This window comes from Flavobacterium sp. Flavsp81, assembly GCF_059491325.1.
This window is the reverse complement of record NZ_CP168505.1, coordinates 4,929,274-4,951,664: the sequence shown is the minus strand read 5'-3', so window position 1 is coordinate 4,951,664 and position 22,391 is coordinate 4,929,274. Positions and strand designations below refer to the sequence as shown.

Annotated in this window: 16 protein-coding genes; 5 read left to right on the top strand and 11 right to left on the bottom strand. The window is 34.8% G+C overall.

Annotation, left to right across the window (positions count from 1 at the left end; genetic code table 11):
* Window positions 1-36: 36 nt before the first annotated feature.
* Both ACEN92_RS20460 and ACEN92_RS20455 read right to left on the bottom strand, forming a co-directional pair.
* The gene (locus tag ACEN92_RS20460; protein ID WP_495640169.1) at window positions 37-1,050 is read right to left on the bottom strand and encodes a dipeptide epimerase; all 1,014 of its coding nucleotides are present in this window, start codon (window positions 1,048-1,050) and stop codon (window positions 37-39) included.
* A gap of 27 nt (window positions 1,051-1,077) precedes the next feature.
* The gene (locus tag ACEN92_RS20455; protein ID WP_495640168.1) at window positions 1,078-2,373 is read right to left on the bottom strand and encodes an anthranilate synthase component I family protein; all 1,296 of its coding nucleotides are present in this window, start codon (window positions 2,371-2,373) and stop codon (window positions 1,078-1,080) included.
* Between the two features lie 217 nt (window positions 2,374-2,590).
* Here ACEN92_RS20455 and ACEN92_RS20450 point away from each other — a divergent pair, with 217 nt between their 5' ends.
* Window positions 2,591-3,487 carry a DUF4349 domain-containing protein gene (locus ACEN92_RS20450; protein ID WP_495640167.1) on the top strand — a complete coding sequence of 299 codons (897 nt, stop codon included), beginning with the start codon at window positions 2,591-2,593 and terminating at the stop codon, window positions 3,485-3,487.
* 208 nt (window positions 3,488-3,695) lie between these two features.
* Complete coding sequence (locus ACEN92_RS20445; protein WP_495640166.1) at window positions 3,696-4,070, top strand: DoxX family membrane protein; 375 nt, start codon at window positions 3,696-3,698, stop codon at window positions 4,068-4,070.
* Between the two features lie 87 nt (window positions 4,071-4,157).
* On the opposite strand, the gene lpdA is transcribed toward ACEN92_RS20445, so the two are convergent.
* From lpdA to ACEN92_RS20430, 3 genes are all read right to left on the bottom strand, one after another.
* Window positions 4,158-5,561 carry a dihydrolipoyl dehydrogenase gene (lpdA, locus tag ACEN92_RS20440; RefSeq protein ID WP_495640165.1) on the bottom strand — a complete coding sequence of 468 codons (1,404 nt, stop codon included), beginning with the start codon at window positions 5,559-5,561 and terminating at the stop codon, window positions 4,158-4,160.
* A gap of 513 nt (window positions 5,562-6,074) precedes the next feature.
* Window positions 6,075-6,320, bottom strand: coding sequence for a hypothetical protein (locus ACEN92_RS20435; protein WP_495640164.1), 246 nt, complete (start codon window positions 6,318-6,320; stop codon window positions 6,075-6,077).
* 252 nt (window positions 6,321-6,572) lie between these two features.
* A complete protein-coding gene (locus tag ACEN92_RS20430; protein ID WP_495640163.1) occupies window positions 6,573-7,031 on the bottom strand; it encodes an Lrp/AsnC family transcriptional regulator in 459 nt (152 codons plus the stop codon).
* Between the two features lie 444 nt (window positions 7,032-7,475).
* Between ACEN92_RS20430 and ACEN92_RS20425 the strand changes: the two genes are divergently transcribed.
* Entirely contained in the window at window positions 7,476-8,678 is a 1,203-nt protein-coding gene (locus tag ACEN92_RS20425; protein WP_495640162.1) for an aminotransferase class I/II-fold pyridoxal phosphate-dependent enzyme, read from the top strand.
* Between the two features lie 213 nt (window positions 8,679-8,891).
* Here the strand turns inward: ACEN92_RS20425 and ACEN92_RS20420 are convergent, their stop codons facing one another.
* Both ACEN92_RS20420 and ACEN92_RS20415 read right to left on the bottom strand, forming a co-directional pair.
* Window positions 8,892-9,983, bottom strand: coding sequence for a DUF695 domain-containing protein (locus ACEN92_RS20420; RefSeq protein WP_495640161.1), 1,092 nt, complete (start codon window positions 9,981-9,983; stop codon window positions 8,892-8,894).
* A gap of 166 nt (window positions 9,984-10,149) precedes the next feature.
* Window positions 10,150-12,081 (bottom strand): amino acid permease, encoded by a 1,932-nt coding sequence (locus ACEN92_RS20415; RefSeq protein WP_495640160.1) that lies wholly within the window; start codon window positions 12,079-12,081, stop codon window positions 10,150-10,152.
* 410 nt (window positions 12,082-12,491) lie between these two features.
* Between ACEN92_RS20415 and ACEN92_RS20410 the strand changes: the two genes are divergently transcribed.
* On the top strand, window positions 12,492-14,651 hold the full coding sequence (locus ACEN92_RS20410; RefSeq protein ID WP_495640159.1) for a S9 family peptidase: 2,160 nt from the start codon (window positions 12,492-12,494) through the stop codon (window positions 14,649-14,651).
* An 81-nt stretch (window positions 14,652-14,732) separates the two neighbouring features.
* Here the strand turns inward: ACEN92_RS20410 and ACEN92_RS20405 are convergent, their stop codons facing one another.
* Window positions 14,733-15,686, bottom strand: coding sequence for a YARHG domain-containing protein (locus tag ACEN92_RS20405; RefSeq protein WP_495640158.1), 954 nt, complete (start codon window positions 15,684-15,686; stop codon window positions 14,733-14,735).
* Window positions 15,687-15,737: 51 nt separating this feature from the next.
* Window positions 15,738-18,644: an FAD-binding and (Fe-S)-binding domain-containing protein gene (locus tag ACEN92_RS20400; protein ID WP_495640157.1), complete on the bottom strand. Its 2,907-nt coding sequence runs from the start codon at window positions 18,642-18,644 to the stop codon at window positions 15,738-15,740.
* A 468-nt stretch (window positions 18,645-19,112) separates the two neighbouring features.
* Here ACEN92_RS20400 and ACEN92_RS20395 point away from each other — a divergent pair, with 468 nt between their 5' ends.
* Window positions 19,113-21,539 carry a TonB-dependent siderophore receptor gene (locus tag ACEN92_RS20395; RefSeq protein ID WP_495640156.1) on the top strand — a complete coding sequence of 809 codons (2,427 nt, stop codon included), beginning with the start codon at window positions 19,113-19,115 and terminating at the stop codon, window positions 21,537-21,539.
* Window positions 21,540-21,618: 79 nt separating this feature from the next.
* Here the strand turns inward: ACEN92_RS20395 and ACEN92_RS20390 are convergent, their stop codons facing one another.
* Both ACEN92_RS20390 and ACEN92_RS20385 read right to left on the bottom strand, forming a co-directional pair.
* Window positions 21,619-21,753 carry a hypothetical protein gene (locus tag ACEN92_RS20390; RefSeq protein WP_495642366.1) on the bottom strand — a complete coding sequence of 45 codons (135 nt, stop codon included), beginning with the start codon at window positions 21,751-21,753 and terminating at the stop codon, window positions 21,619-21,621.
* Window positions 21,754-21,797: 44 nt separating this feature from the next.
* Window positions 21,798-22,019, bottom strand: coding sequence for a hypothetical protein (locus ACEN92_RS20385; RefSeq protein WP_495640155.1), 222 nt, complete (start codon window positions 22,017-22,019; stop codon window positions 21,798-21,800).
* Between the last annotated feature and the right edge of the window lie 372 nt (window positions 22,020-22,391).

Genomic DNA, 22,391 nt, shown 5'->3' with positions numbered 1-22,391 from the left:
ATTTTTTACAAAGGTACATTATTTTAAAAGGAAATGTTAAGACAAAATCACTCCTGTTCCTGTTCTGTCCGGATAATATGTTTTTCCGTTTTTGATAGTAACACCATTTGCAATATCTTCATCCAAAAGCAAAGCACCATCCATATCTACATAATCTAATTCGGGCAGTAAATGTGCAATAACCGAAATTCCAACCGTAGATTCCGTCATACAGCCTACCATCGTTTTTAATCCTAATTTTTTAGCTTCGGCAATCATTCTTCTGCCTGGAGTTATACCGCCGCATTTCATAAGTTTTATATTGACGCCATGAAAATGATTATAACATTTAGCAACATCATTCTCCATAATACAACTTTCATCTGCCATAATGGGCAAAACAGAATTTTTAAAAACTTCACGATGCCCTTCCCAATCATTTGCTTTTAAAGGCTGTTCGATAAATTCCACACCTAATTTTTTCAAAATAATGGCATTTTGCAACGTTTCCTCAACTGTCCACGCACAATTCGCATCGACCCTAAAAACAGCATCACTATGTTTTCGTAATTCAGTTACAATGGCAATATCATCCGGAGTTCCGAGCTTTATTTTATAAATAGGCCATGGCATTTCCTTCATTTTCGTAATCATATTTTCGATACTGTCAATCCCAATTGTATAATTCGTCAGTGGATTGTGTGTAATATTGTAATTCCATAATTCATACAGCTTTTTTCCTTTTTTACTGGCGTACAAATCATTATAAGCATTGTCTAAAGCACATAACGCAAAAGGATTTGCACTACTAAATAACAGATTTATTTTTGACCAGAATTCTTCGGGAGTTTCATCAGAAACCGCCTCTACAACATCACGGATTTTTTCAATATCATTCTGCAAAATTTCAACAGTAATATTATAGTACGGATTTGAAGTTGCTTCTCCGTATCCGGAAAATCCGTCTTCCTGTAATTCAACAATAAGTGAAGGCTGAAAATCAATTGATTTTCTTGAAATTCTAAAAGTGTGCTTTAGTTTTAGATTATAGGTTCTTAAGATTAATTTCATAACAAACACTTTTCAAATTTATTATTTTCAAATTGAACCTGATAATACCTCAGACATTGCTTTGGCCTTTAGCAAACATTCTTCGTATTCTTTTTCAGGAACAGACTGAGCAGTAATAGCACTTCCAACAGAAAACGAAACGTACTTATTATCCTGATTGTACAAAATACTTCTGATCACGACATTAAAATCAAAATCCCCTTCGGGTGTAAAATAACCAACAGCCCCGCTGTACAAACCCCGCTTGGTTTCTTCCAGGTTTTCAATAATTTTCATTACCGAAATTTTTGGGGCTCCCGTCATACTTCCCATTGGAAAAGTCGTTTTTAAAACGTCTATAGGAGAATATTGCGCATCTATTTTTGATGTAACCGTAGAAATCATCTGATGTACCTGCAAAAAAGAATAAATTTTGCAAAGCTCCACCACTTTTACTGATCCTTTTTGTGCGGTGTGTGATAAATCATTGCGCACCAAATCGGTAATCATGATGTTTTCTGCACGTTCTTTAACATCGGTTTCCAGATCTTGTTTCGATTTTTCATCTTCATTTACATCTGAAAATCGTTTTGACGTTCCTTTAATTGGTTCTGAAATAATTGTATCGCCAACTTTTTTCAAATAACGTTCCGGTGAAGCAGAAAGCAAAAAATGTTTGTTGTTTTTAAAAAAAACTGAAAATGGCGCTTTTGAAATTTCATTTAACTTCTGAAACTTTTCCAACGGATTTATTACTGCATTTTCAGCAAAAAATTCCATACAAAAATTAGCTTCATACATATCGCCGGCATGAATATGTTCCAGCATTTTAGTTACTTTTTCAACATATGAATTTTTAGAAATGCGTTGTTGCACTTCGATTACGCTCAGTGTAACAAATGGCTCAGAATAGCTTTGAATAATTTCATTAAAATCTTCTTCAACCTCATCATCGCAAAGCAACAAATATTGAATTTCAAGTTGATTTCCTTTCAATAAGAATATTTTTTTTGGCTGAAAGAAAAATAAATCCGGAAAATGCAAGCCGTCAAAATTTGATGATTTTAAAGGCTCTACGTCATTTTTTAAATCATAAGACAAATAACCAAAAAGCCAGTCTTTTGTAGTTTGATGATATTGCTTTAAATCTTCAAAAGCATTATGATAATCGGTCGTTAACGAAGTAAAGGCATCAACAGCCATCATACAATCGAAGCTGGAATATTCTTGGGGATAGGAATTGCTATCCAAAAAAACAACCTCTCGAAATTGTTGTGACCAACTTAAAAGTTGTTGTTTAAACTGCTTCGGATGCGGAATATACTTGTGAATGGAAACTCTCAAAAATGAATCAATTTTAGACTTCAAAATTACGACAAAAAAACTCCTTCAATAAAGTAATCTTAAAAAAATATTGGCACGCTTTTTAGTATATCGAATTAACACTTATTCTTAAAACTTTTCCTGCCTATTTGATTAAAAAAATTACTTACGCTTCTGTTAACGAAAAAAATCTATTTGCATCGTGTAAATAGTTCATTAATCAAATTTAAACCCTTTTATGAAAACAATTGCAAAATTAGGCATGGCCTTGTTGGTAATCATCGCCTTATTATTTTCCTGTAAAAAAGCAGACTACGCTTCTTCCGAAGAAACTGCAGATTACAAAACTACGGCCGACAGCACTGCAGTATCATCATCAGCTGCGGTAGAAAAAAAAGACAGCAAGCAAAAATTTATTCGAACCGCTGATATCAAATTTAAGGTTAAAAATGTCGTCAAATCTACTTATGCAATTGAAAATGCCACTCAAAAATTTGGAGGCTTTGTTACTTATACCAACCTGCAAAGTAACATTCATGATCAGATTAAAACAAAAATCAGTCAGGACAGTACACTTGAGACCACTAAATATACGGTAGAAAACAATATTACGATTCGCGTTCGGAATACACAGCTTGACACCGTTATAAAAACTATTGCCAAACAAATTGATTTCCTTGATTTTAGAATTATCAAAGCTGATGATGTTTCATTAAAATTATTATCGAATCAGCTTTCTCAAAAAAGAAGTACCAATACGGAAAAAAGAATTGAAAAAGCAATTGATGAAAAAGGCAAAAAAATAAACGATATTATGGAAGCCGAGAATACTTTGGCAAACCAGAAAGAAACAAATGATAATCGCTCAATTGATAATTTATCTTTACAGGATCAGATTAATTTCAGTACGGTAACATTACAGCTTTACCAAAATGAAACCATCAGACAGGAAATAATGCCAGGCGAAAAAAACAGCAATGCCTACAAACCAAATTTAGCAATTCAAATTCTTGATTCATTAAAAAATGGCTGGTATATTCTTGAGTCAGTCTTTGTATTTCTAATTAATCTTTGGCCTTTTATTTTGATTGGTTTTGGAGGTTTTTTCCTTTATAAAAAATACATTAAGAAATAAATAAACTGTAACAAAGCAACAATTTAATAAGGAAAATTCATTATATTTGACATAGGATTAAATTAATCCCAAAATAGGATTGTATTGATTGTAAAATTCTCAATAAAGCAGTTCATAAAACAGATTTTCATTTTATTAGAGAATTAAAATTAGTAATGTTTATCAGCAAAATAATTTATATTTTTTAACCTATTAAAATCCTAATATTATGAAAATTGCTACCATCATTGTCCGAGTTTTGATTGGCCTCTTGTTGCTTTTTGCTTCTATTACTTTTTTCTTTAAACTGGCTCCGGAACCGGAAGCAACAGGTAATTTTAAAGCTTTTAATATGGGCTTAGTTGCTTCAACTTATTTATTGCCATTGGCAAAATCAATAGAACTGCTCTGCGGAATTGCCTTTATCACTGGCCGGTATGTAACATTAGCAAACATATTGATCCTGCCTATTACGATCAACATTTTGTTTATCAATTATTTTTTAACTCCGGAAGGTTTGCCAATTGCGGCATTATTATTTTTAGCTAACTTATTTTTAATTTACAGATATTGGGATAATTATAGAAGTCTTTTTAAAGCGTAATATATTCCTCTTAAAAATATAAAAAAAGAAACCCGACATTGTAAAGTGTCGGGTTTCTTTTTTATTAGCTTATTTTGTTTACGTAAACTATACGTGTAACGCTCTATTATCAGTAGCTGCCAAAGCTGCTTCTTTTATCGCTTCCGCGAAAGTTGGATGCGCATGGCTCATTCTTGAAATATCCTCAGCAGAGGCTTTAAACTCCATTGCAGTAACTGCTTCAGCAATTAAATCTGCTGTACGTGCTCCAATCATGTGAACACCCAAAACTTCATCAGTTTTAGCATCAGCGATGATTTTTACGAATCCGTCTAAATCTCCACTCGCTCTTGCACGACCTAAAGCTTTGAAAGGAAAACTTCCTACTTTATATTCAGTTCCAGAAGCTTTAACCTGCTCTTCCGTTTGTCCAACTGCAGCAACTTCCGGCCAGGTGTAAACTACACCAGGAATTAAGTTATAATCAATATGTGGTTTTTGACCTGCTAAGATTTCAGCAACCATAGTTCCTTCTTCTTCTGCTTTGTGTGCCAGCATAGCTCCACGAACAACGTCACCAATTGCATAAATATTTGGAACATTAGTTTGTAAATGATCGTTTACCTCAACTTGTCCTCTGTCTGAAATTTTTACTCCGGCTTTGTCAGCGTTCAATCCGTCTGTATAAGGACGACGGCCAACAGAAACTAATGAATAATCTCCTTCAAGAGTGATTGTTTCTCCTTTTGCATTTTCAGCTTGAACAACAACAGCATCACCGTTTCTTTCAACTGATTTTACTTTGTGAGAAACGTAGAATTTCATTCCTTGTTTTTTCAATACTTTAGTCAATTCTTTAGACAAAGCACCATCCATTCCCGGAATAATTCTGTCCATGAATTCAACTACAGAAACCTGAGCTCCTAAACGTAAATAAACTTGCCCTAATTCGATTCCGATAACACCGCCACCAATAATAACCAAGTGTTTTGGAACTTCTTTTAAAGCCAAAGCTTCAGTTGAAGTGATGATTCTTTCTTTATCAATTTTGATGAAAGGCAAAGATGATGGTTTAGAACCCGTTGCAATTACAGTATATTTTGCTTCGATAGTTTCAGAAGTTCCGTCAGCTTTAGCAATTGCGATGTGCGTTGCATCCACGAAAGAACCTAAACCATTGAAAACAGTGATTTTATTTTTATCCATTAAGTAGTTGATTCCACCTACGGTTTGATCTACAACACCTTGTTTGCGCGCGATCATTTTCTCTAAATTGATTTTTACATCACCGGAAACTTCGATTCCGTGATCAGCAAAATGAGCAATTTCGGCATAATGATGAGAAGAAGATAACAATGCTTTTGAAGGAATACAACCTACGTTAAGGCAAGTACCTCCTAAAGAATTATACTTTTCTACTATTGCTGTTTTGAAACCTAATTGTGCGCAACGAATTGCTGAAACATATCCTCCGGGACCTGAACCTATAATGACTACGTCAAATGAACTCATAGTTTGTCTATTTTATTTTTAGCGGTACAAAATTAAGGAATTAAGTTTTGTTTAAAGTTTAAAGTTTAAGGTTTTTTGTTATGATTTCCTTAATTATTAAAAACAAAGTGATTCTTTTTTGATTTTTGATTAACGAATTTGGATTTTATAAAAAACTTATAAATTTGGTTCTCAAAAATTTTAAATTTAAAGTAAAGAATTTGGCAAATTTGAGACGATTCTACTAAAGCCAAACTAAGGTTTTCTTTGAGGATTTCTTGAAGTATTAAAAACAGAATGAATGATTACTTCATTTTGAAGAATTTCATAAATAATAACAAATGGAAATTTAACCAATGTCAATTCGCGATAACTTGGTTGCTTTTTTATTTCGAATAGTTCGGGATTTGTGTTTAAGACTTTTAGTAAGCTTTTAGGTAAATTAGAAATTGCTTTCCTAAACCTTTACTTCTGCTTTCATAAAACTCAATAGATTCGTCAATTTCCTTTTCTGCTAATGGTAAAACAGTAATCTTAAAAACCATACTTGGCGTTCAGGCGTTTTTCTACTTCTTCCCAAGAGCTTGACGGATTTTCTCCGGAAATATACTTTTCTCTTTCTTCAGCAACTAAATGGTAGTGTGAATCGGAAACTATTGATTTTTTTTCATCGTGATTTATGGCATCAAAAACACTTTCTAAAATTTCTAATTTAGAATCGTCTTCAATGAATTTTCCAAAGTCCTTTATAAGTTTACGTCTTAACTCTTTAATTTCCATTTTAGTTGTATTTAATTCAAAATTAAGGCTTTTTATTTTTGATTTGAAGAATGATTTTAGATTTTTTTTTCACGCAGATATTGCAGATTTTGTTTCTCGCCAAGTCGCGAAACCACAAAAAATATAAAACTTTACACTTCGCGGGATTATTTTAAAAACTGAAGCTTTAAAACGAATATCACTATTTTAGATGCACTGCTGTGCATCTCTACGTAAAACTTTGTCCCTTTGCATCTCTGAGCCTTTGTTCCTCTAAAAAGAAATCACCGTCGAATTCTTCACTTCGCTAATCATAAAGGTGCTTTGTGTACTCCCGATATGTTGTAGTGTTGTGAGTTTGGTTACTAAAAATTCCCGATAAGCTTCCATGTCTTTGACCAGTACTTTCAGGATATAATCGTAATCTCCGCTTACGTGATGGCATTCTAAAACTTCGTTTAATTTGACGACTTCGCTTTCGAATTTGGTTAGAAATTCTTTGGTATGCTGAATGAGTTTTAAATGACAAAAAACAACAAATCCTTTTTCGATTTTTGATTTGTCAACTAAAGCTACGTAGTTTTTGATTATTCCCTCGCGCTCTAATTTTTTGATTCTTTCATAAACTGCCGTTACTGACAAATTCAGTTTCAGTGATAATTGCTTGGTTGTTTTTTTACTGTCGGTTTGTAATAAAACCAGGAGTTTTTTATCTGTGGCATCTAAATTCATGGTTGATGGTTGATGGTTGATGGTTGATGGTTGATGGTTGATGGTTGATGGTTGATGGTTGATGGTTGATGGTTGATGGTTGATGGTTGATGGTTGATGGAAGAAAATCTATTTATTTGGATTTTACAAATCAAATTTAGACAAATAATCCTTTTTAATTGTTATTTATAGTTTTAAAATCTAATTATAGACTCAATTATTGATTAATATTCCAAATAGATGTTATTTTGTAATGGATTTTTCTTTTGAAAACGAGTGCCCTAGCCCTGATAGAAGTGGAAACCCTTTTGTGCCGGGGTTCGGCACAAAAGATTGCAACGGATAGCAGGAATAGCTTCTGAACAATGTCAAAAATCAATTGCAATAACAATTTCAAAAAACAATTTCAAAAAACAATATTAATCAGAGGATGAGATTGCTTCGTTCCTCGCAATGACAAAAAAAATGAAAAACTTTAACCCGGCAGACAACATTCAGGATTTACAATATTTTGGCGAATTTGGAGGCGTGAATCCTTCGATTTCTGATTCTTCGACTTATACTTTTCTTTCTGCCAAAACTATGTTTGATACTTTTGAAGGAAATATGGAAGGCTGTTATTTGTATTCACGCCATTCGTCACCGAGTAATTTATACTTGGATCAGGCTTTGGCAGCGATGGAAGGAACGGAAACTGCAAACGTCTCGGCTTCCGGAATGGGAGCGATTACACCTACTCTATTGCAGTTGTGCGGCACGGGAGATCATATTGTTTCAAGCAGAACAATTTATGGAGGAACTTATGCTTTCCTTAAAAATTTCACACCTCGCTTTGGTATCGAAACGAGCTTTGTAGACATCACAAAACTGGATATTGTGGAAGCTTCGATTACGCCAAAAACTAAAGTTTTGTATTGCGAAACAGTAAGTAACCCTTTATTGGAAGTGGCTGATATTGCAGGTTTAGCTAAAATTGCTAAAAAGCACAACCTGAAATTGGTAGTCGATAATACGTTTTCACCTTTGTCAGTTTCTCCGGCAAAATTGGGCGCTGATATAGTGATTCACAGTTTGACAAAATATATTAACGGAAGCAGTGATACGGTTGGCGGTGTGACTTGTGCATCGAAAGATTTTATAAATGCCCTGAAAAATGTAAACTCTGGAGCAAGCATGCTTTTGGGACCGACGATGGATAGTTTGCGTTCGGCTTCGGTGATGAAAAATCTGCGTACGCTTCATATTCGTATTAAACAACACAGTTTTAATGCTGCTTATTTAGCCGAAAAATTTGAAAAAGACGGACTGAAAACAGTTTATCCCGGACTAAAAAGTCACCCGAGTAATGAACTGTACAAAACAATGATTAATCCGGAATATGGTTTTGGGGGAATGATGACAATTGATGTTGGAACTTTGGGGAAAGCGAATGAATTAATGGAATTGATGCAGGCCAGAAACTTAGGTTATTTGGCGGTAAGCTTAGGATTTTATAAAACATTGTTCAGCGCACCGGGGACGTCAACTTCGAGCGAAATTCCTTTAGAAGAACAACATGAAATGGGATTGACGGATGGCTTGATCCGTTTTTCGATTGGGCTGGATAATGATATTGAGCGTACTTATGAGATGATGAAGAAATGTATGGTGGAGCTTGGGGTTTTGTAATTTTATTTCAGAGAGATTCACGGAAGGTTTTCGCAGAGATGCACCAGGATTTCTTTTAGTTTTTTCACGCAGATTTGGCAGATAAAGCAGATTATTTTAATTTATGAAAAGATCAGCTAAATCTGCGTGAAACAAAAATCATTTTAATCCTTTAATCTGTGGAAAAATTAAAAAAACCATTCTGAGATTATTTCCAGAACGGCTTTATAGGTTTTAATTTTGTTGAAAATGCTGAAAAGAAACCCAATATTTATCTTTATAAATCTCGGATGATATTTTTATTTTCTTTGAATATTTCGCTTCAAATTCGTTTAGAACCTTAGATGGCTTTCTAAAATCTTTACAAGCGAAAAAGATTTCCCGTTTATTATTTCCGGTTTCTCTTCCTATGTTTAAATATCCGTCAAAATCTTTCAAATCACTCATTAATTCATCCTCTAATTGGTCGAGAAGTTTATATGTTTCCTTATCAGGCAATCCATTATTGCCGGTACCATCAAAAAAGACAGTAACAATTGCTATCCAGGGATGGGACGCTTTATTATCCCATTTTATAAGATCAGTATTTATAACTGCAAATAAAGGCCCGTCTTCTGTATCGGTTTCAAGACATGCGTAATTATCGTTTTCAGTATTTCGCCTTACACCTTCATATTTTTCAATAAATTCTTTCTCTCTCCAGATCAGATAATCTTTCAATTTTTCAATAGGAATTAATTCTTCAGAAACTCCATCTTTACCAACTACATTTAAATTGTCTATTATTGTTACTGAATTTAACTCCCCTAAAAAATTATCTAAGAAAATATAAATTCCATTCGTTATTAACGGTCTTTGTTCTTCTGTAAAATCATCATAAACTATTGTCAAATCAATCTTATCTGAATATTTCTTATGATTATTTGAATAAAATTTGATATTGTCTGTACCAAAACTAAACCCTTCCATTTTAATACCAAAATCCATCATATTTGATGCAGGTTTAAGTGCAGTAAATTTCCAGCCTTCAATTTTAGGAGCAGCATTAATTAATTCTTCTACCAAATAAATATTTTTAATTACTCCATCCGGTGTTAAAATCAATTCAGCAGTTTTATCATCAAACATCCCTGTTAAAAAGTAAAAACCTTCTTTTAATTCTTCTAATTTTGGAGAAATTTTATCAAGAAATTCAACCTGGACATTTCCTCCTGTCCGAACGACTTCAAAAAAATTTTTCTCGTGTTTTAAAAACCAATCCCAAAAATCACTGTATGACTTTACAGGCTCTTCTTTCTTACCAAATATGCTTTTAAGGAAACTCATGTATTCAAAAAATTTAAGTTTAAAATTTATTAAAAACAAATTAAAGAAAAATTTAGCGATTAAAACATGTGAGAATATTTTTATATAAAATAAAAATATTCTATATAAGAAAGCCGTTCCGAATTAAATCCCAGAACGGCTTTCTTTATAAAATTTGTAATTAGTGTTAAGCTTCTACAATATTCAGCTTACTGTTTTTCCTGCTATAAGTAAAGTAAATAAAAAGCCCTATCAATAACCAGATCGTAAAGTAAATCCAGTTCCAGACACTTAATTCGGCCATCATGTACAAGCAGCAAATTAATCCTAAAAGCGGAATTAAAGATAGATTTTGCCTGAATGACCAAACAGCTAATCCAACTAAAACGAAAAGGAAAATCCACATTGGGATTTTATGTTTGAATAAACTGAATCCTGATTCGTATTTTAATGAATCGTCAATTGGCAAGCCTTTTACAACCTCAGCATATTTAGCATCGTCATCCTGGTATTGACTTAATAAATGTTCTAAATCTGATGTTTCAGCAGTTTTATTTTTAACATCGATACTTTCTAAATAATTGAAAACTTTATCAGATTCCGTTTTGTCTAAAGAAGTAATAATTGTCGTTGCATCATTAATCTGTGCTTCGTTATTAATAAAACTCATTGTTGCTTTATTATTGAAAGCAAAAGCATAATACAATCCTGCGATCATTAAAACAGGCAAAATATATTTTGAATTTACATATGGAGTTTTGAATTTCCCTCTAGGAATTTCAGGTTTATTTTGCAAAACCAAAACTCCTGCGCAAACCAATACAAAGGCAAATAAAGTTCCGATGCTACATAAATCCGTAACCATTGTTAAGTTCAGGAATAAAGCAGGAACTGCAACCACAAAACCGGTTACAATTGTTGCAAATGATGGTGTTTTGAATCTTGGATGCACTGTAGAAAACTTTTTAGGCAATAGACCATCACGGCTCATACTCATCCAGATACGAGGCTGTCCCATTTGGAAAACCAACAAAACGCTCGCCATGGCAATTACTGCACTGACAGCAATAATTCCGGACATCCATTTTAAGTCTAATTTATCGAAAACAAATGCCAAAGGATCTCCAACATTCAACTGATTGTAACGAACCATTCCGGTAAGAACCAATGCAATCGCAATATATAAAATGGTACAAATAATAATCGCCCACATCATTCCGCGTGGTAAATCACGCTGTGGATTTTTACATTCTTCTGCAGTTGTCGAAATCGCATCAAAACCAATATAGGCAAAGAAAACGGCTGATACTCCTTTTAAAACCCCGCTTACTCCATTTGGTGCAAACGGATCCCAATTGGCTGTATCTACATAAAAAACACCAACAGCAATTACTAAAAGCACAATACATAATTTCACTACCACCATTACATTACTCGCATTACGGGATTCTTTCATTCCTCTGTAGACCAAAGCTGTAATCAAAACAATAATGAATAAAGCCGGTAAATCGGCAACGAAATGAAAAGAACCAATCGTTGGTGCGGTTGTCCAGGCTGTGTAAGCGGTTTGTAATCCTGAATCTAAATTTTCGAAAGATTTTCCACTCTGAATTAATGCTGTAGCATCTTTAAAACCATTAGAAGCAGTTAAATAATCCATCTGGATCCATTGCGGCAAATGAATTCCGCCACTCTGCAGCAGCCCTGTAAAATAATCGCTCCACGATATGGCGACGGTTATATTTCCAACAGCATACTCCATGATTAAAGCCCAACCGATTATCCATGCAATAATTTCTCCAAAAGCTACATAAGAATATGTATAAGCGCTTCCCGAAACCGGAACCATAGAAGCAAATTCGGCATAAGCAAAAGCCGCAAAACTACAAGCCAAAGCGGTGAATAAAAACAAGAAGATAACCGCAGGACCTCCATCAGCACTAGCTTTACCGATCGTGCTAAAAATTCCTGCCCCAACAATTGCAGCAATACCAAATGCAGTTAAATCTCTTGTAGTTAAATGCTTTCCTAATGCATTATGCCCATCAGCATCGTTTTTTGCAACTTGCTTCAAAATATCCTGCACCGTTTTTTTTCGGAATAAACCTGATAATGCCATATGTAATTTTGCTATTATAAATTAATATATTGAGGTCTTTATGCTTTTATTTTGCAAATAATGCAAAAATTATCCTGAAATCAAATATATAAAACGATTTTGTTTATAAGACTTTTTTTCGCCATGAATTGCACAAATTTCACTAATTATTTTTTCTGCCATAGATTAAAATGATTTGTACAGGCCTTTTTACCGCTAATTACACAATTATCTTTAATTATTATTAGCAAAAGATTTTTAAACCCTGTTTTATTTTTTTATAAGAATATTAATTTTACATGGAAATAAAGTACCTCATCCTAACTTGTGATGTAAATTAAAAATTTCAAGAAAATAACCAAAAAAATAGTGATAATCACTAGATTTACTACTCTAAATAAATGAGCTCATTAATCCAAAATACAAACCTAATGAAGAAACTTTTTTTACTCTTATTCTTAATCTCTTCGAGTATTTTCGCTCAGGAAAGCATCGATATCACACAGTTAAACTGGCTGCCAAACTCACATTCTTTTTGGGTAAATGCTCAGAATAACATTGTGGTTCATGATATTGACAAACTCAATCAAAAGAATACTATCTTAACAGATGATCAATTAAAAAACTCAGGTTTTACCGGAGAAATAGAAAAATTGGTTTGGAATGAAAACAAGACAAAAGTATTAATTTTTACCAATTCAAAAAAGGTTTGGAGAGCCAATACTAAAGGAGATTATTGGTTTTTTGATTTAACAAGCAAAAAAGGAAGACAATTGGGAACAAGTCTGGAAAAATCATCTTTGATGTTTGCTAAATTTTCCGGCGATAACGAAAACGTTGCTTATGTCTCTCAACATAATATTTATCTTGAAAATTTAAATTCGGGAAAAATAACTCCATTGACAACAGATGGAACTGACAAAATCATTAACGGAACTTTTGATTGGGTTTATGAAGAAGAACTTGCTGCACGCGATGGCTTTAGATGGAATCCGGATGGAAAAAGCATTTCTTTTTGGCGGGTAGATGCATCAAAAACGAAATTTCATTTAATGATAAATAATACTGATGCCTTGTATCCGTTTACTGTCCCTGTAGAATATCCTAAAGCGGGAGAAAGACCTTCATCAGTAAAAATTGGCGTGATTGACATTGCATCCTTACAGACCAAGTGGTTAAATATTCCCGGAGAACCCGATAATAATTATTTAGTTCGAATGGAATGGATTGACAATCAAAATTTAATGGTTATTCAATTAAACAGAAACCAAAATCAAGCCTCTATTTATAAATGCAATGCCAAATCAGGAGAAGCTAACTTAATTTATCAGGAAAAATCAGCATCGTGGATCGATGTCTTTGATATTTCTTCAGGAGAATACGATGTTTTTCCATGTCAGTCTGTAGATAACGGGAAAGCTTTTTTATGGAGTTCAGATGCCGATGGCTGGATGCATATCTACAAAATCAGCAGCGATGGTAAAAAGAAAGAATTGATTACAACTGAAAATTTTGATGCTTATTACAAAACCTACAATCAGGAAACAAAGTCTATTTATTTTATAGCAAGCCCAAAAGATGCTACACAGCGTTACTTGTATGAAACTAATTTAAATACAAAAAAAACAAAACAAGTTACACCAAAAGAATTTGAAGGGACAAATGAATACAGTTTTTCGACAGATGCCAAATATGCGAGACACACCAATTCAAATATCAATCGCGACTACAATACACGTTTAGTAGCCTTATCCGGCCATAACAAAATATTACCAGCCACTGCAGATTCTTTTTCAGCACCGGACCGCAATTATTCGTTAGAAAAATTTAAAATCAAAACCGTTGATGGAATAGAAATGGACGGAGTTATGGCTAAACCTTTAAATTTTGATCCAAATAAAAAGTATCCTGTGTTTTTTTATGTCTATGGAGAACCAATGGCATCTGTAGCAAATGATGAGCCTTATTTCTATCCTTTTATTGCTTCTTTGATCCCTGAAGGTTATATAGGAATTGCAATGGATAACAGAGGAACTCCTGTGATGAAAGGTACAAAATGGAGAAAATCAATTTACAAAAACATTGGAATTATCAATACACATGACCAGGCGATGGCGGCTAAAGAGGTTTTAAAATGGAACTTTATTGACTCTGAAAGAGTTGCAATTCATGGATGGAGCGGCGGCGGCGCTGTAACCTTAAATTTAATGTTTCAGTTTCCTGAAATTTACAAAACCGGAATTGCTATTTCAGCAGTTACTGACCAACATTTTTATGATAACATCTATACGGAAAGATATATGGGGTTACCAAATGAAAATGAAGCTGCCTACATTCAGGCCTCGCCGGTAACACATGCTAAAAACCTGAAAGGAAATTTATTATACATTCATGGAACCGGCGATGACAATGTTCATTATAAAAATGCCGAAGTTTTAATTAATGAATTTATCAAATACGATAAAATGTTTGATTTGATGATTTATCCGAATCGTTCGCACAGTATTTATGAAGGAGAAGGAACTACAAAACATCTCTTTGACACGTTCATAAAATACATCCGAGAGCATTCTCCTCCCGGAGGCAGATAGTTTATAATAGATTCCGGGATTTTTTAATCCTTATTTTAATTCGTGAATTCGTGGCAAAAAAACAGCTGCGAATTCATGAATTTATTCGGAGATGAAAGTCATTTTTTTTGCCATCTTTTTTTGCCAGCCATACGGCAGGATTGAATGGTCATTTTCAACCATCAGATACATCTGCTCTATAATTTTTTCCTGTATTTTCTTTGGAAGAATATAAAAATCAACATCTACGCTAAAATTTCTTTGATCATCCAGAACTCCGTTTTGAATCCGGATTCCTATTTTTTTACCTTTATAATACAATAGAATTTTAATTCTTCCGTCATCATATGAATTTAATCCGCCAGTCCCATATATTATAATTGGATCAATAATCCCGTCATGATCAAAATCTTCCACATAAATATATCGTGACCAAAACCAGATACTTTTCTCGTAACTCTCTTTAAAATCATTCGTTTCGAAAGTTTTGGTCCAACTGTTATTTTCGATTTTAAAGTTCAGTGCTTTTACAGCATTATTGAAGTTATTTCCGTCAATCGGTTCTTTAAATTTATCTTCGGTCAGCACTAAATAATATTCTCCTGTTTTGTCTTTATAATTGTAAACTTTCCAAATATTAAAATTAATTCCCAATTCCTTTCTCTTTTCTTTCGTAAAGATCTGATCAATCTTTTGTTGAGAAAACGCCTTGTATTTGCTGTTTCTTTCGTTCTCCAGAAATTCTGAAATTGTGTTGATTCTTCGATTTAAAATGGCAATATTATTCATTTCAATATCTGAATACACAATACTACTATTATCACTTACGGGCTTGTACCAATTGTACTTTTTGAAAACATCTGAATATTCAGGATTCGAAAACACGTATCCCTTTCTTGCATAAATTTCGTTCTTCAATAATTTCAAAGAAAAAATATCCTCATTTTTCAATTTATTTTCATCAATAAGTTCTGATGAACATTTAGAGCAATTTATAGTATTTTGTGCATTTACCGAAAAAGCAGCAAGTAAAATTAAAAACAGATGGAACTTCATTTATAAAGGTTGATTAATTAAATATTCAAAAAACACACTTAGATATTGCTCTTATTTCAAACAGCTTCTCAAAATACTGACCGGATGCTGCGCTTCTCTTTTTGTTCCGTCATAAATTTGGTGACGGCAGCTTGTTCCTGCAGCAGCGATTTTTACATCTTCAGCCGTTGAACGTACCTTCGGGAAGAGCGTATCCTCGCCCATTTGCATACTTACCTGGTAATGTTCTTTTTCGTAACCGAATGAACCTGCCATGCCGCAGCAACCTGAATTATAAATCGTAACCACATTATTTTTTGGAAGATTCAGCATGGCAAAAGTCGCTTCAACTGAACTCAATGATTTCTGATGACAATGTCCGTGAATCTTAATCTCCTTCTTTTCTTCCGAAAAAGAATCGGCTGTAATTTTACCCTGATTGATTTCATTTTTAAAAAACTCTTCAATGGTAAAAGCATTTCGGGATAATTTCTCTGCAGCTTCTTTATCGTCTGCCAGGCGAAGATATTCATCCCTGAAGGTTAAAATGGCCGAAGGTTCAAGACCAACCAAAGGTGCATTTCCTAAAACCAGATCTTTAAAAACCGATACATTATGATTCGCGATTTTTTTTGCTTCTTCTAAAAATCCCTTCGATAAATATGCCCTTCCGCTTTCTTCATGGTCGATAACCAGAACCTGATAACCTAAATTGGTCAATAGTTCGAAAGCATCTATTCCTATATTCACATCATAATAATTGGTAAATTCATCCACAAACAAATACAATCTTCCGTTTGGAAAATCCGTAACTGCAGGTTTATGATTTTGGTGCCATTTTCTGAAAGTCTTTTTCGCCAAAAGAGGAACTTGTCTTTCCGGTGCAATCCCCATGCTTTTTTTAACCAGCGACTGATTCGAAATAAAGTTGGTGATTGACGGAAACAAACTTCCCATTTTATTCAGTTTTGCATTATGGGCAAAAATCTTATTTCGGGTTGAAAAACCGTTTGCTTTTTGGTATTGGTATAAAAATTCTGCTTTGAGAGTGGCAACGTCCACATTACTCGGACATTCACTAGCACAGGCTTTACAACTCACACACAACTCAAAAACTTCGTATAATTCTTTCTGGTCAAATTTATTTTCTTTCTCGGAATACGTCAAATATTCACGTAATGCATTCGCTCTCGCACGCGTGGTTTCCTTTTCGTTTTTCGTGGCACGGTAACTCGGGCACATTGCTCCTCCTGCCGATGGTAATTTTCGGCAATCGCCGGAACCGTTGCATTTTTCGGCTGCACGCAAAATCCCTAAGCTGTCTGAGAAATCCTGAAACGTTTTAATATCCGGTTCTACCCTGCCCGAAATAACACGATGGTTTTCATCCATTTTTAAAGCATTCACAATCTTACCGATATTCAAAACCGAATTCGGGTCGAAAGCCAGTTTAATTCGTTTCAGCAATTCGTAATTCTTCTCGCCAATCATAAACGGAATAAACTCTCCGCGCACAATTCCGTCGCCGTGTTCCCCGCTTAACGAGCCTCTGTATTTTTTAACCAAAATCGCTACATCGGTCGCAATGGTCCTGAATAATTTTAAATCAGATGTTTTCTTCAAATTCAAAACCGGGCGCAAATGCAGTTCTCCAGCACCCGCATGAGCGTAGTAAATCGCCCCTTGTCCGTGACGCAGCATCATCGCCGAAAATTCTGCAATATAAGCCGGCAAATCACTCAATTCAACTGCTGTATCTTCAATAGAATCGGCTGCTTTATTGTCACCAACAATACTTCCTAAAAGTCCTAATCCGGCTTTACGGAGTTCGTTAACTTTCTCGATATCCGCTCCGTAAATTTTTACGAGTGCGTAACCAAAGTTGTTTTTCTCTAAATCAGCAATCAAAGCGTCTGCCTGATTTTCTACATCTTCCAAATCATGCGAAGCCACTTCAAACATCATAATCGCTTTGGGTTCACCCTGCAAAAAGAATCGGTTTTTAATATGTTCGCGGTTCGTTTTAGTACAATCCAAAATCGTGTCGTCAATCATTTCACAAGTGTACAAATGATGTTTCATTGCCACTACAACCGATTCCAGTGATTCCTGAATGCTATGATAATGCCCCACAACCATAATATTATGGGCAGGCGGCAAATCGTCTACTTTTAAGGTGATTTCTGTAGTGAAGGCCAAAGTCCCTTCGCTTCCGCAGAGCAATTTCCCGAGATTGATTGTTGGTTCCGTTCCTCCAAACAAATCCGATTTCAATAAAATATCAACCGCATAACCTGTATTTCTCCTGTGAATTTCAGGCTTCGGAAACTCTTTTATAATTTCTTCCTGCGCTGCCTTATCCGAAAGTTCATCGTAAATGCTTTTATAAATTTTATTTTCTAAAGAATCGCCTTTGGTTTTCTCGATAAATTCCGCCGAAGTCAGTTCCTTAAAAACCACCTCAGAGCCATCACTTAAAATGGCTTTGATTTCGACAATTTTATCACGCGTTACACCATAGCGAATCGAAGTTGTTCCCGAAGAATTATTCCCTACCATACCGCCAATCATACAGCGATTTGAAGTTGAAGTATTAGGTCCGAAAAATACACCGTGCGGTTTTAGGAATAAATTCAGTTCGTCCCGAATTACACCCGGCTGCACTGTAACTGTATTATTAATCGGGTCTAAATTCAGGATTCTGGTAAAATTCTTCGAAACATCGACCACAATTCCGTCACCAACAGTTTGTCCGGCTAAGGAAGTTCCGGCTGTTCTTGGTGTAATCGAAATTTGGTGCTTCGCTGCAAATCGGATCAGTTTACTAATATCTTCTGTCGTTTTAGGCACGGCAACCGCTTTTGGTTTTATCCGGTACACCGAAGCATCGGTCGAATAAAGCGTTTTATGAAGATCATCGTATAAAAGTGTTCCTTCTAATGATTCTGATAATTGTTGTAACTCCTTAATTATTGACATTATATTCTAATTTATGGCCTAAAACAGATTTGATTTTCTTTTTTTAACGATTACAAAAATAATTTAATTTCTATTGGTTTTGTTCTAAATAAGCAAATTTAGGTTCAGAAGAAAAAAGAGAACAAAATGTTCCTTATTTTTTATTGCTTTTGAAGGTGGTAATTTCATTTAGCTCGCTTTTTTCATAGCTTCATTTTACTATTTCATAAGAATATTTCGCTTAAATATTTTTTTACAGAGAAATAAAAATCAGCTTTAGGGCAATTGACATTCAAAATGTATAAATTTTATTTTGCGGAGAAATCTTATTATAAATACTTAATCCATTTGTTATCAAGTATGCTTTAATAAATAAATTATATCTCAAATTTTGGTGTTTTAATTTTTATTTAGAATAATTAAAAATAATTTGGTCGGAAAGAAATTTGCTTTTACTTTTGCGAAATAAAAATTTAATAACAAACCAAAATGAAAATATCTTATACAAAAAGAATTTTATTTTGCCTCTTATTTTTAAGTTCAGTCAGCATAATTGCTCAGGGACAAGGTAAAGTAAACGGGAGAATTTTATTGAGCGATCATGTTCCTGCAGAAAATATTGCTGTGGCACTTAAAGGAACAAAATATACAGCCGTTACCAATAATAGCGGACAATACGAAATTAAAAATGTTAAACCGGGAAGCTATACTTTAAGCATTAAAGGAATAGGCATTAAAGCCCTTTCTGAAAATATTACTGTCACTGCCGGTCAAACCGTAACCAGAAACTTCACACTTTCCGAAAATCAGGAAGAACTTAACGAAGTTGTAATTACAAAAAACAAATACAAACAGGACAAACCCTCTTTATCATTGCGTCTTAACACTCCGGTGTTAGAAATTCCGCAAAACATTCAGATAGTGAGTGGTCAGACCTTAAAAGATCAGCAAATTATCAGTATGAGCGACGGGGTTATACGTAATGTGAGCGGTGCTGTACGTTTAGAGCACTGGGGCGATATGTACACTAATATTACCATGCGCGGATCACAAATTCAGGCTTTCCGAAACGGTTTCAACGTAGTATCTTCTTTCTGGGGACCGCTTACCGAAGACATGAGTTTTGTAGATCATATCGAATTCGTAAAAGGCCCGGCCGGATTCATGCTTTCCAGTGGTGATCCAAGTGGTCTTTACAATGTCGTAACCAAAAAACCAACAGGAATCACCAAAGGCGAAGCTACAGTAATGGGTGGAAGTTATGACTTTTACAGAGCCAGTATTGACCTTGACGGGAAATTCGACAAAAAAGGGAAGTTCTTATACCGCTTCAATGGTGCTTTGCAAAAGAAAGGTTCGCACCGGCCATTTGAGCACAATGACCGTTATGTCATTGCTCCCGTATTATCCTATCAGATTGACGATAAAACAAAAATTACTCTTGAATATAATTACCAGCATGCTAATATGACCGAGGTTGGCTCTTACTATGTTTTTGGCGCTGATGCAGGCGGATATGCAACAATGCCAAGAGATTTTACAATGACACAGCCAGGTTTGCCCGATACGAAAATTAATGATCATAGCGGATATCTTATGTTTGAGCATAAGTTTGATGATAACTGGAAGCTTACTGCACAAACATCTTATTTTAAATATCTGCAGGAAGGCTACAGTTCATGGCCAAGCGGTGTAGGTCCCGGTCCTGTTGACTTAGATTATGACGGTACACCTGACGGTACTCTTGCTGTTGGTAAAATTATACGAAACGTAGGTATTTGGGATGCCGAAAGCAATATGTATTTAGGGCAAATATTCCTGAACGGAAAATTCAATACAGGACCGGTTAGCCATAAAGTATTAGGAGGTATCGATTTAGGAAGCAAAGATTATATGGCAGACTGGAATCAGTCGCATGATTTGGATACCTTCGCTGATCCATTTGATATTTTTGCTCCCGATTACGGAACTCCTGCCAACGGATTGCCGAATTTTGATCGTGACACGCCTCTTAGCAAAAGAGCCGGCGGAATCATGAATTCAGAATATGCTGCAGGTTATGTTCAGGATGAAGTTGGGTTTTTCGAAAACAGACTGAGACTGACCCTTGCCGCAAGATACACCTGGATCAGTCAAACCAACTGGGGTGAAACTCAGGCGGACAGCCATATTACACCACGCGCCGGTCTTAGTTTTACGATAACTGATGGTTTGGCAGTTTACGGATTATACGATCAGGCATTTACACCACAGTCCGGAATCATAAAAAATGGTGATAAAATCAAACCGCTTACCGGCAGCAATGTTGAGTTTGGTATCAAAAAAGACTGGTTTGACGGAACCTGGAGCACTACAGCATCTGCTTACAGTATATTAAAACAAAACGAACTCACATCTGATCCTGATAATGAACCAAATGAACAATTTAAAGTTGTTCTGGGCGAAAAAAGAGCACGTGGAGTTGAATTTGACGTAAGAGGAAAAATTATTGACGGTCTGAATCTGATCGCGAATTACGCCTTTACAGAATCTGTAGTAAAAGACTCTAATGTACCAGGTATTGTGGTTGGTTCTACTGTTCCGGGATTTTCTAAACATGTTGCAAACGCCTGGTTAAATTATACTTTGGTAAGCGGAAAACTTAAAGGACTGGGTGCTTCTATTGGAGGAACTTATCTTGCAGGCCGCCAAACGGATACATGGAGTCCGGGACTTGAAAAACTGCCGGAATATTTCAAACTCGATGGAGGTTTATCATATGAAACCGGAAAGCTGAAATTTACCGCCAATGTATTCAACATCCTTGATAAATATCTTTACAGTGGTTCTTATTATGCCTCTACCAACGTGAATGCTTACTACTGGCAAACGGAACAGCCAATAAACGGAAGAATTGGAGTAACTTATAAGTTCTAAGATTAATTCAGCTTTTCGATCATATAAGCCGTCTCAATTCGTTTTGAGGCGGTTTTTTTGTTTAATCAGGAGCTGCTTCCTACTGTACGCTGTATCTTTTATGTCTCGTTACAAACGAGACACAAAAGGATGCCGCTTCCATCAGGGCTAGGGCTGTCGGTTTATAATGGGATTTGTTAGAAATATCAATTATAAAAAGATAGTTATCAAATATTTATACAACGACAGCGCGGATTTGCAGTATCTACTTACTGAACTTTATTTTGATTTATTGACCGTGTAAATTCCGCCCACAAGTAAAATGACGGCCAGCCCTAAATAAAGGTATCCTTGTTCCTTACCGGATTCGTTGGATGCGTCAATTTTTAGCCCTAATAAATTAATTTCTTTTGTATTATCAGCTATCTTGTTGATACCTATATATCCCACACCGAGACTAATAATGATCAGAATTATTCCTATTATTTTTGATGGATTCATGTTTTTTGAATTTAATTGTTTCTCTAATTTAAGAAAAATATTTTTCAATCAGATGATAACATTCTTTTTTCTCCTAGTTGATTAGCGAAAATATAGATAGTAAATCTATGTCTCTTCTATCGACTAATCCTGACACCCGTATTTCGTGTATTATTGTCTCATTTGGTGCTCGATTGCATCGAGTACCTACTTCGTTTGCAACGCGGATAACGTTACCATAAAGCCTCTACCATTACATTGCAAAAAACGCTGTTATCTTCTTCATAATTTCTATAACTGCTATTAACAAAATCTCTTTCATGAAAAACAATGCACTCTGGTGCTCGATTGCATCGAGTACCTACTTACTTCTAAATACTAAACAAAGCGTTT

Excerpts from the sequence above, each read along its gene's own strand:
- ACEN92_RS20460 (WP_495640169.1), bottom strand. The coding sequence starts at position 1,050 with ATGAAATTAATCTTAAGAACCTATAATCTAAAACTAAAGCACACTTTT.
- ACEN92_RS20450 (WP_495640167.1), top strand. The coding sequence starts at position 2,591 with ATGAAAACAATTGCAAAATTAGGCATGGCCTTGTTGGTAATCATCGCC.
- ACEN92_RS20445 (WP_495640166.1), top strand. The coding sequence starts at position 3,696 with ATGAAAATTGCTACCATCATTGTCCGAGTTTTGATTGGCCTCTTGTTG.
- lpdA (WP_495640165.1), bottom strand. The coding sequence starts at position 5,561 with ATGAGTTCATTTGACGTAGTCATTATAGGTTCAGGTCCCGGAGGATAT.
- ACEN92_RS20435 (WP_495640164.1), bottom strand. The coding sequence starts at position 6,320 with ATGGAAATTAAAGAGTTAAGACGTAAACTTATAAAGGACTTTGGAAAA.
- ACEN92_RS20430 (WP_495640163.1), bottom strand. The coding sequence starts at position 7,031 with ATGAATTTAGATGCCACAGATAAAAAACTCCTGGTTTTATTACAAACC.
- ACEN92_RS20425 (WP_495640162.1), top strand. The coding sequence starts at position 7,476 with ATGAAAAACTTTAACCCGGCAGACAACATTCAGGATTTACAATATTTT.
- ACEN92_RS20420 (WP_495640161.1), bottom strand. The coding sequence starts at position 9,983 with ATGAGTTTCCTTAAAAGCATATTTGGTAAGAAAGAAGAGCCTGTAAAG.
- ACEN92_RS20415 (WP_495640160.1), bottom strand. The coding sequence starts at position 12,081 with ATGGCATTATCAGGTTTATTCCGAAAAAAAACGGTGCAGGATATTTTG.
- ACEN92_RS20410 (WP_495640159.1), top strand. The coding sequence starts at position 12,492 with ATGAAGAAACTTTTTTTACTCTTATTCTTAATCTCTTCGAGTATTTTC.
- ACEN92_RS20405 (WP_495640158.1), bottom strand. The coding sequence starts at position 15,686 with ATGAAGTTCCATCTGTTTTTAATTTTACTTGCTGCTTTTTCGGTAAAT.
- ACEN92_RS20400 (WP_495640157.1), bottom strand. The coding sequence starts at position 18,644 with ATGTCAATAATTAAGGAGTTACAACAATTATCAGAATCATTAGAAGGA.
- ACEN92_RS20395 (WP_495640156.1), top strand. The coding sequence starts at position 19,113 with ATGAAAATATCTTATACAAAAAGAATTTTATTTTGCCTCTTATTTTTA.
- ACEN92_RS20385 (WP_495640155.1), bottom strand. The coding sequence starts at position 22,019 with ATGAATCCATCAAAAATAATAGGAATAATTCTGATCATTATTAGTCTC.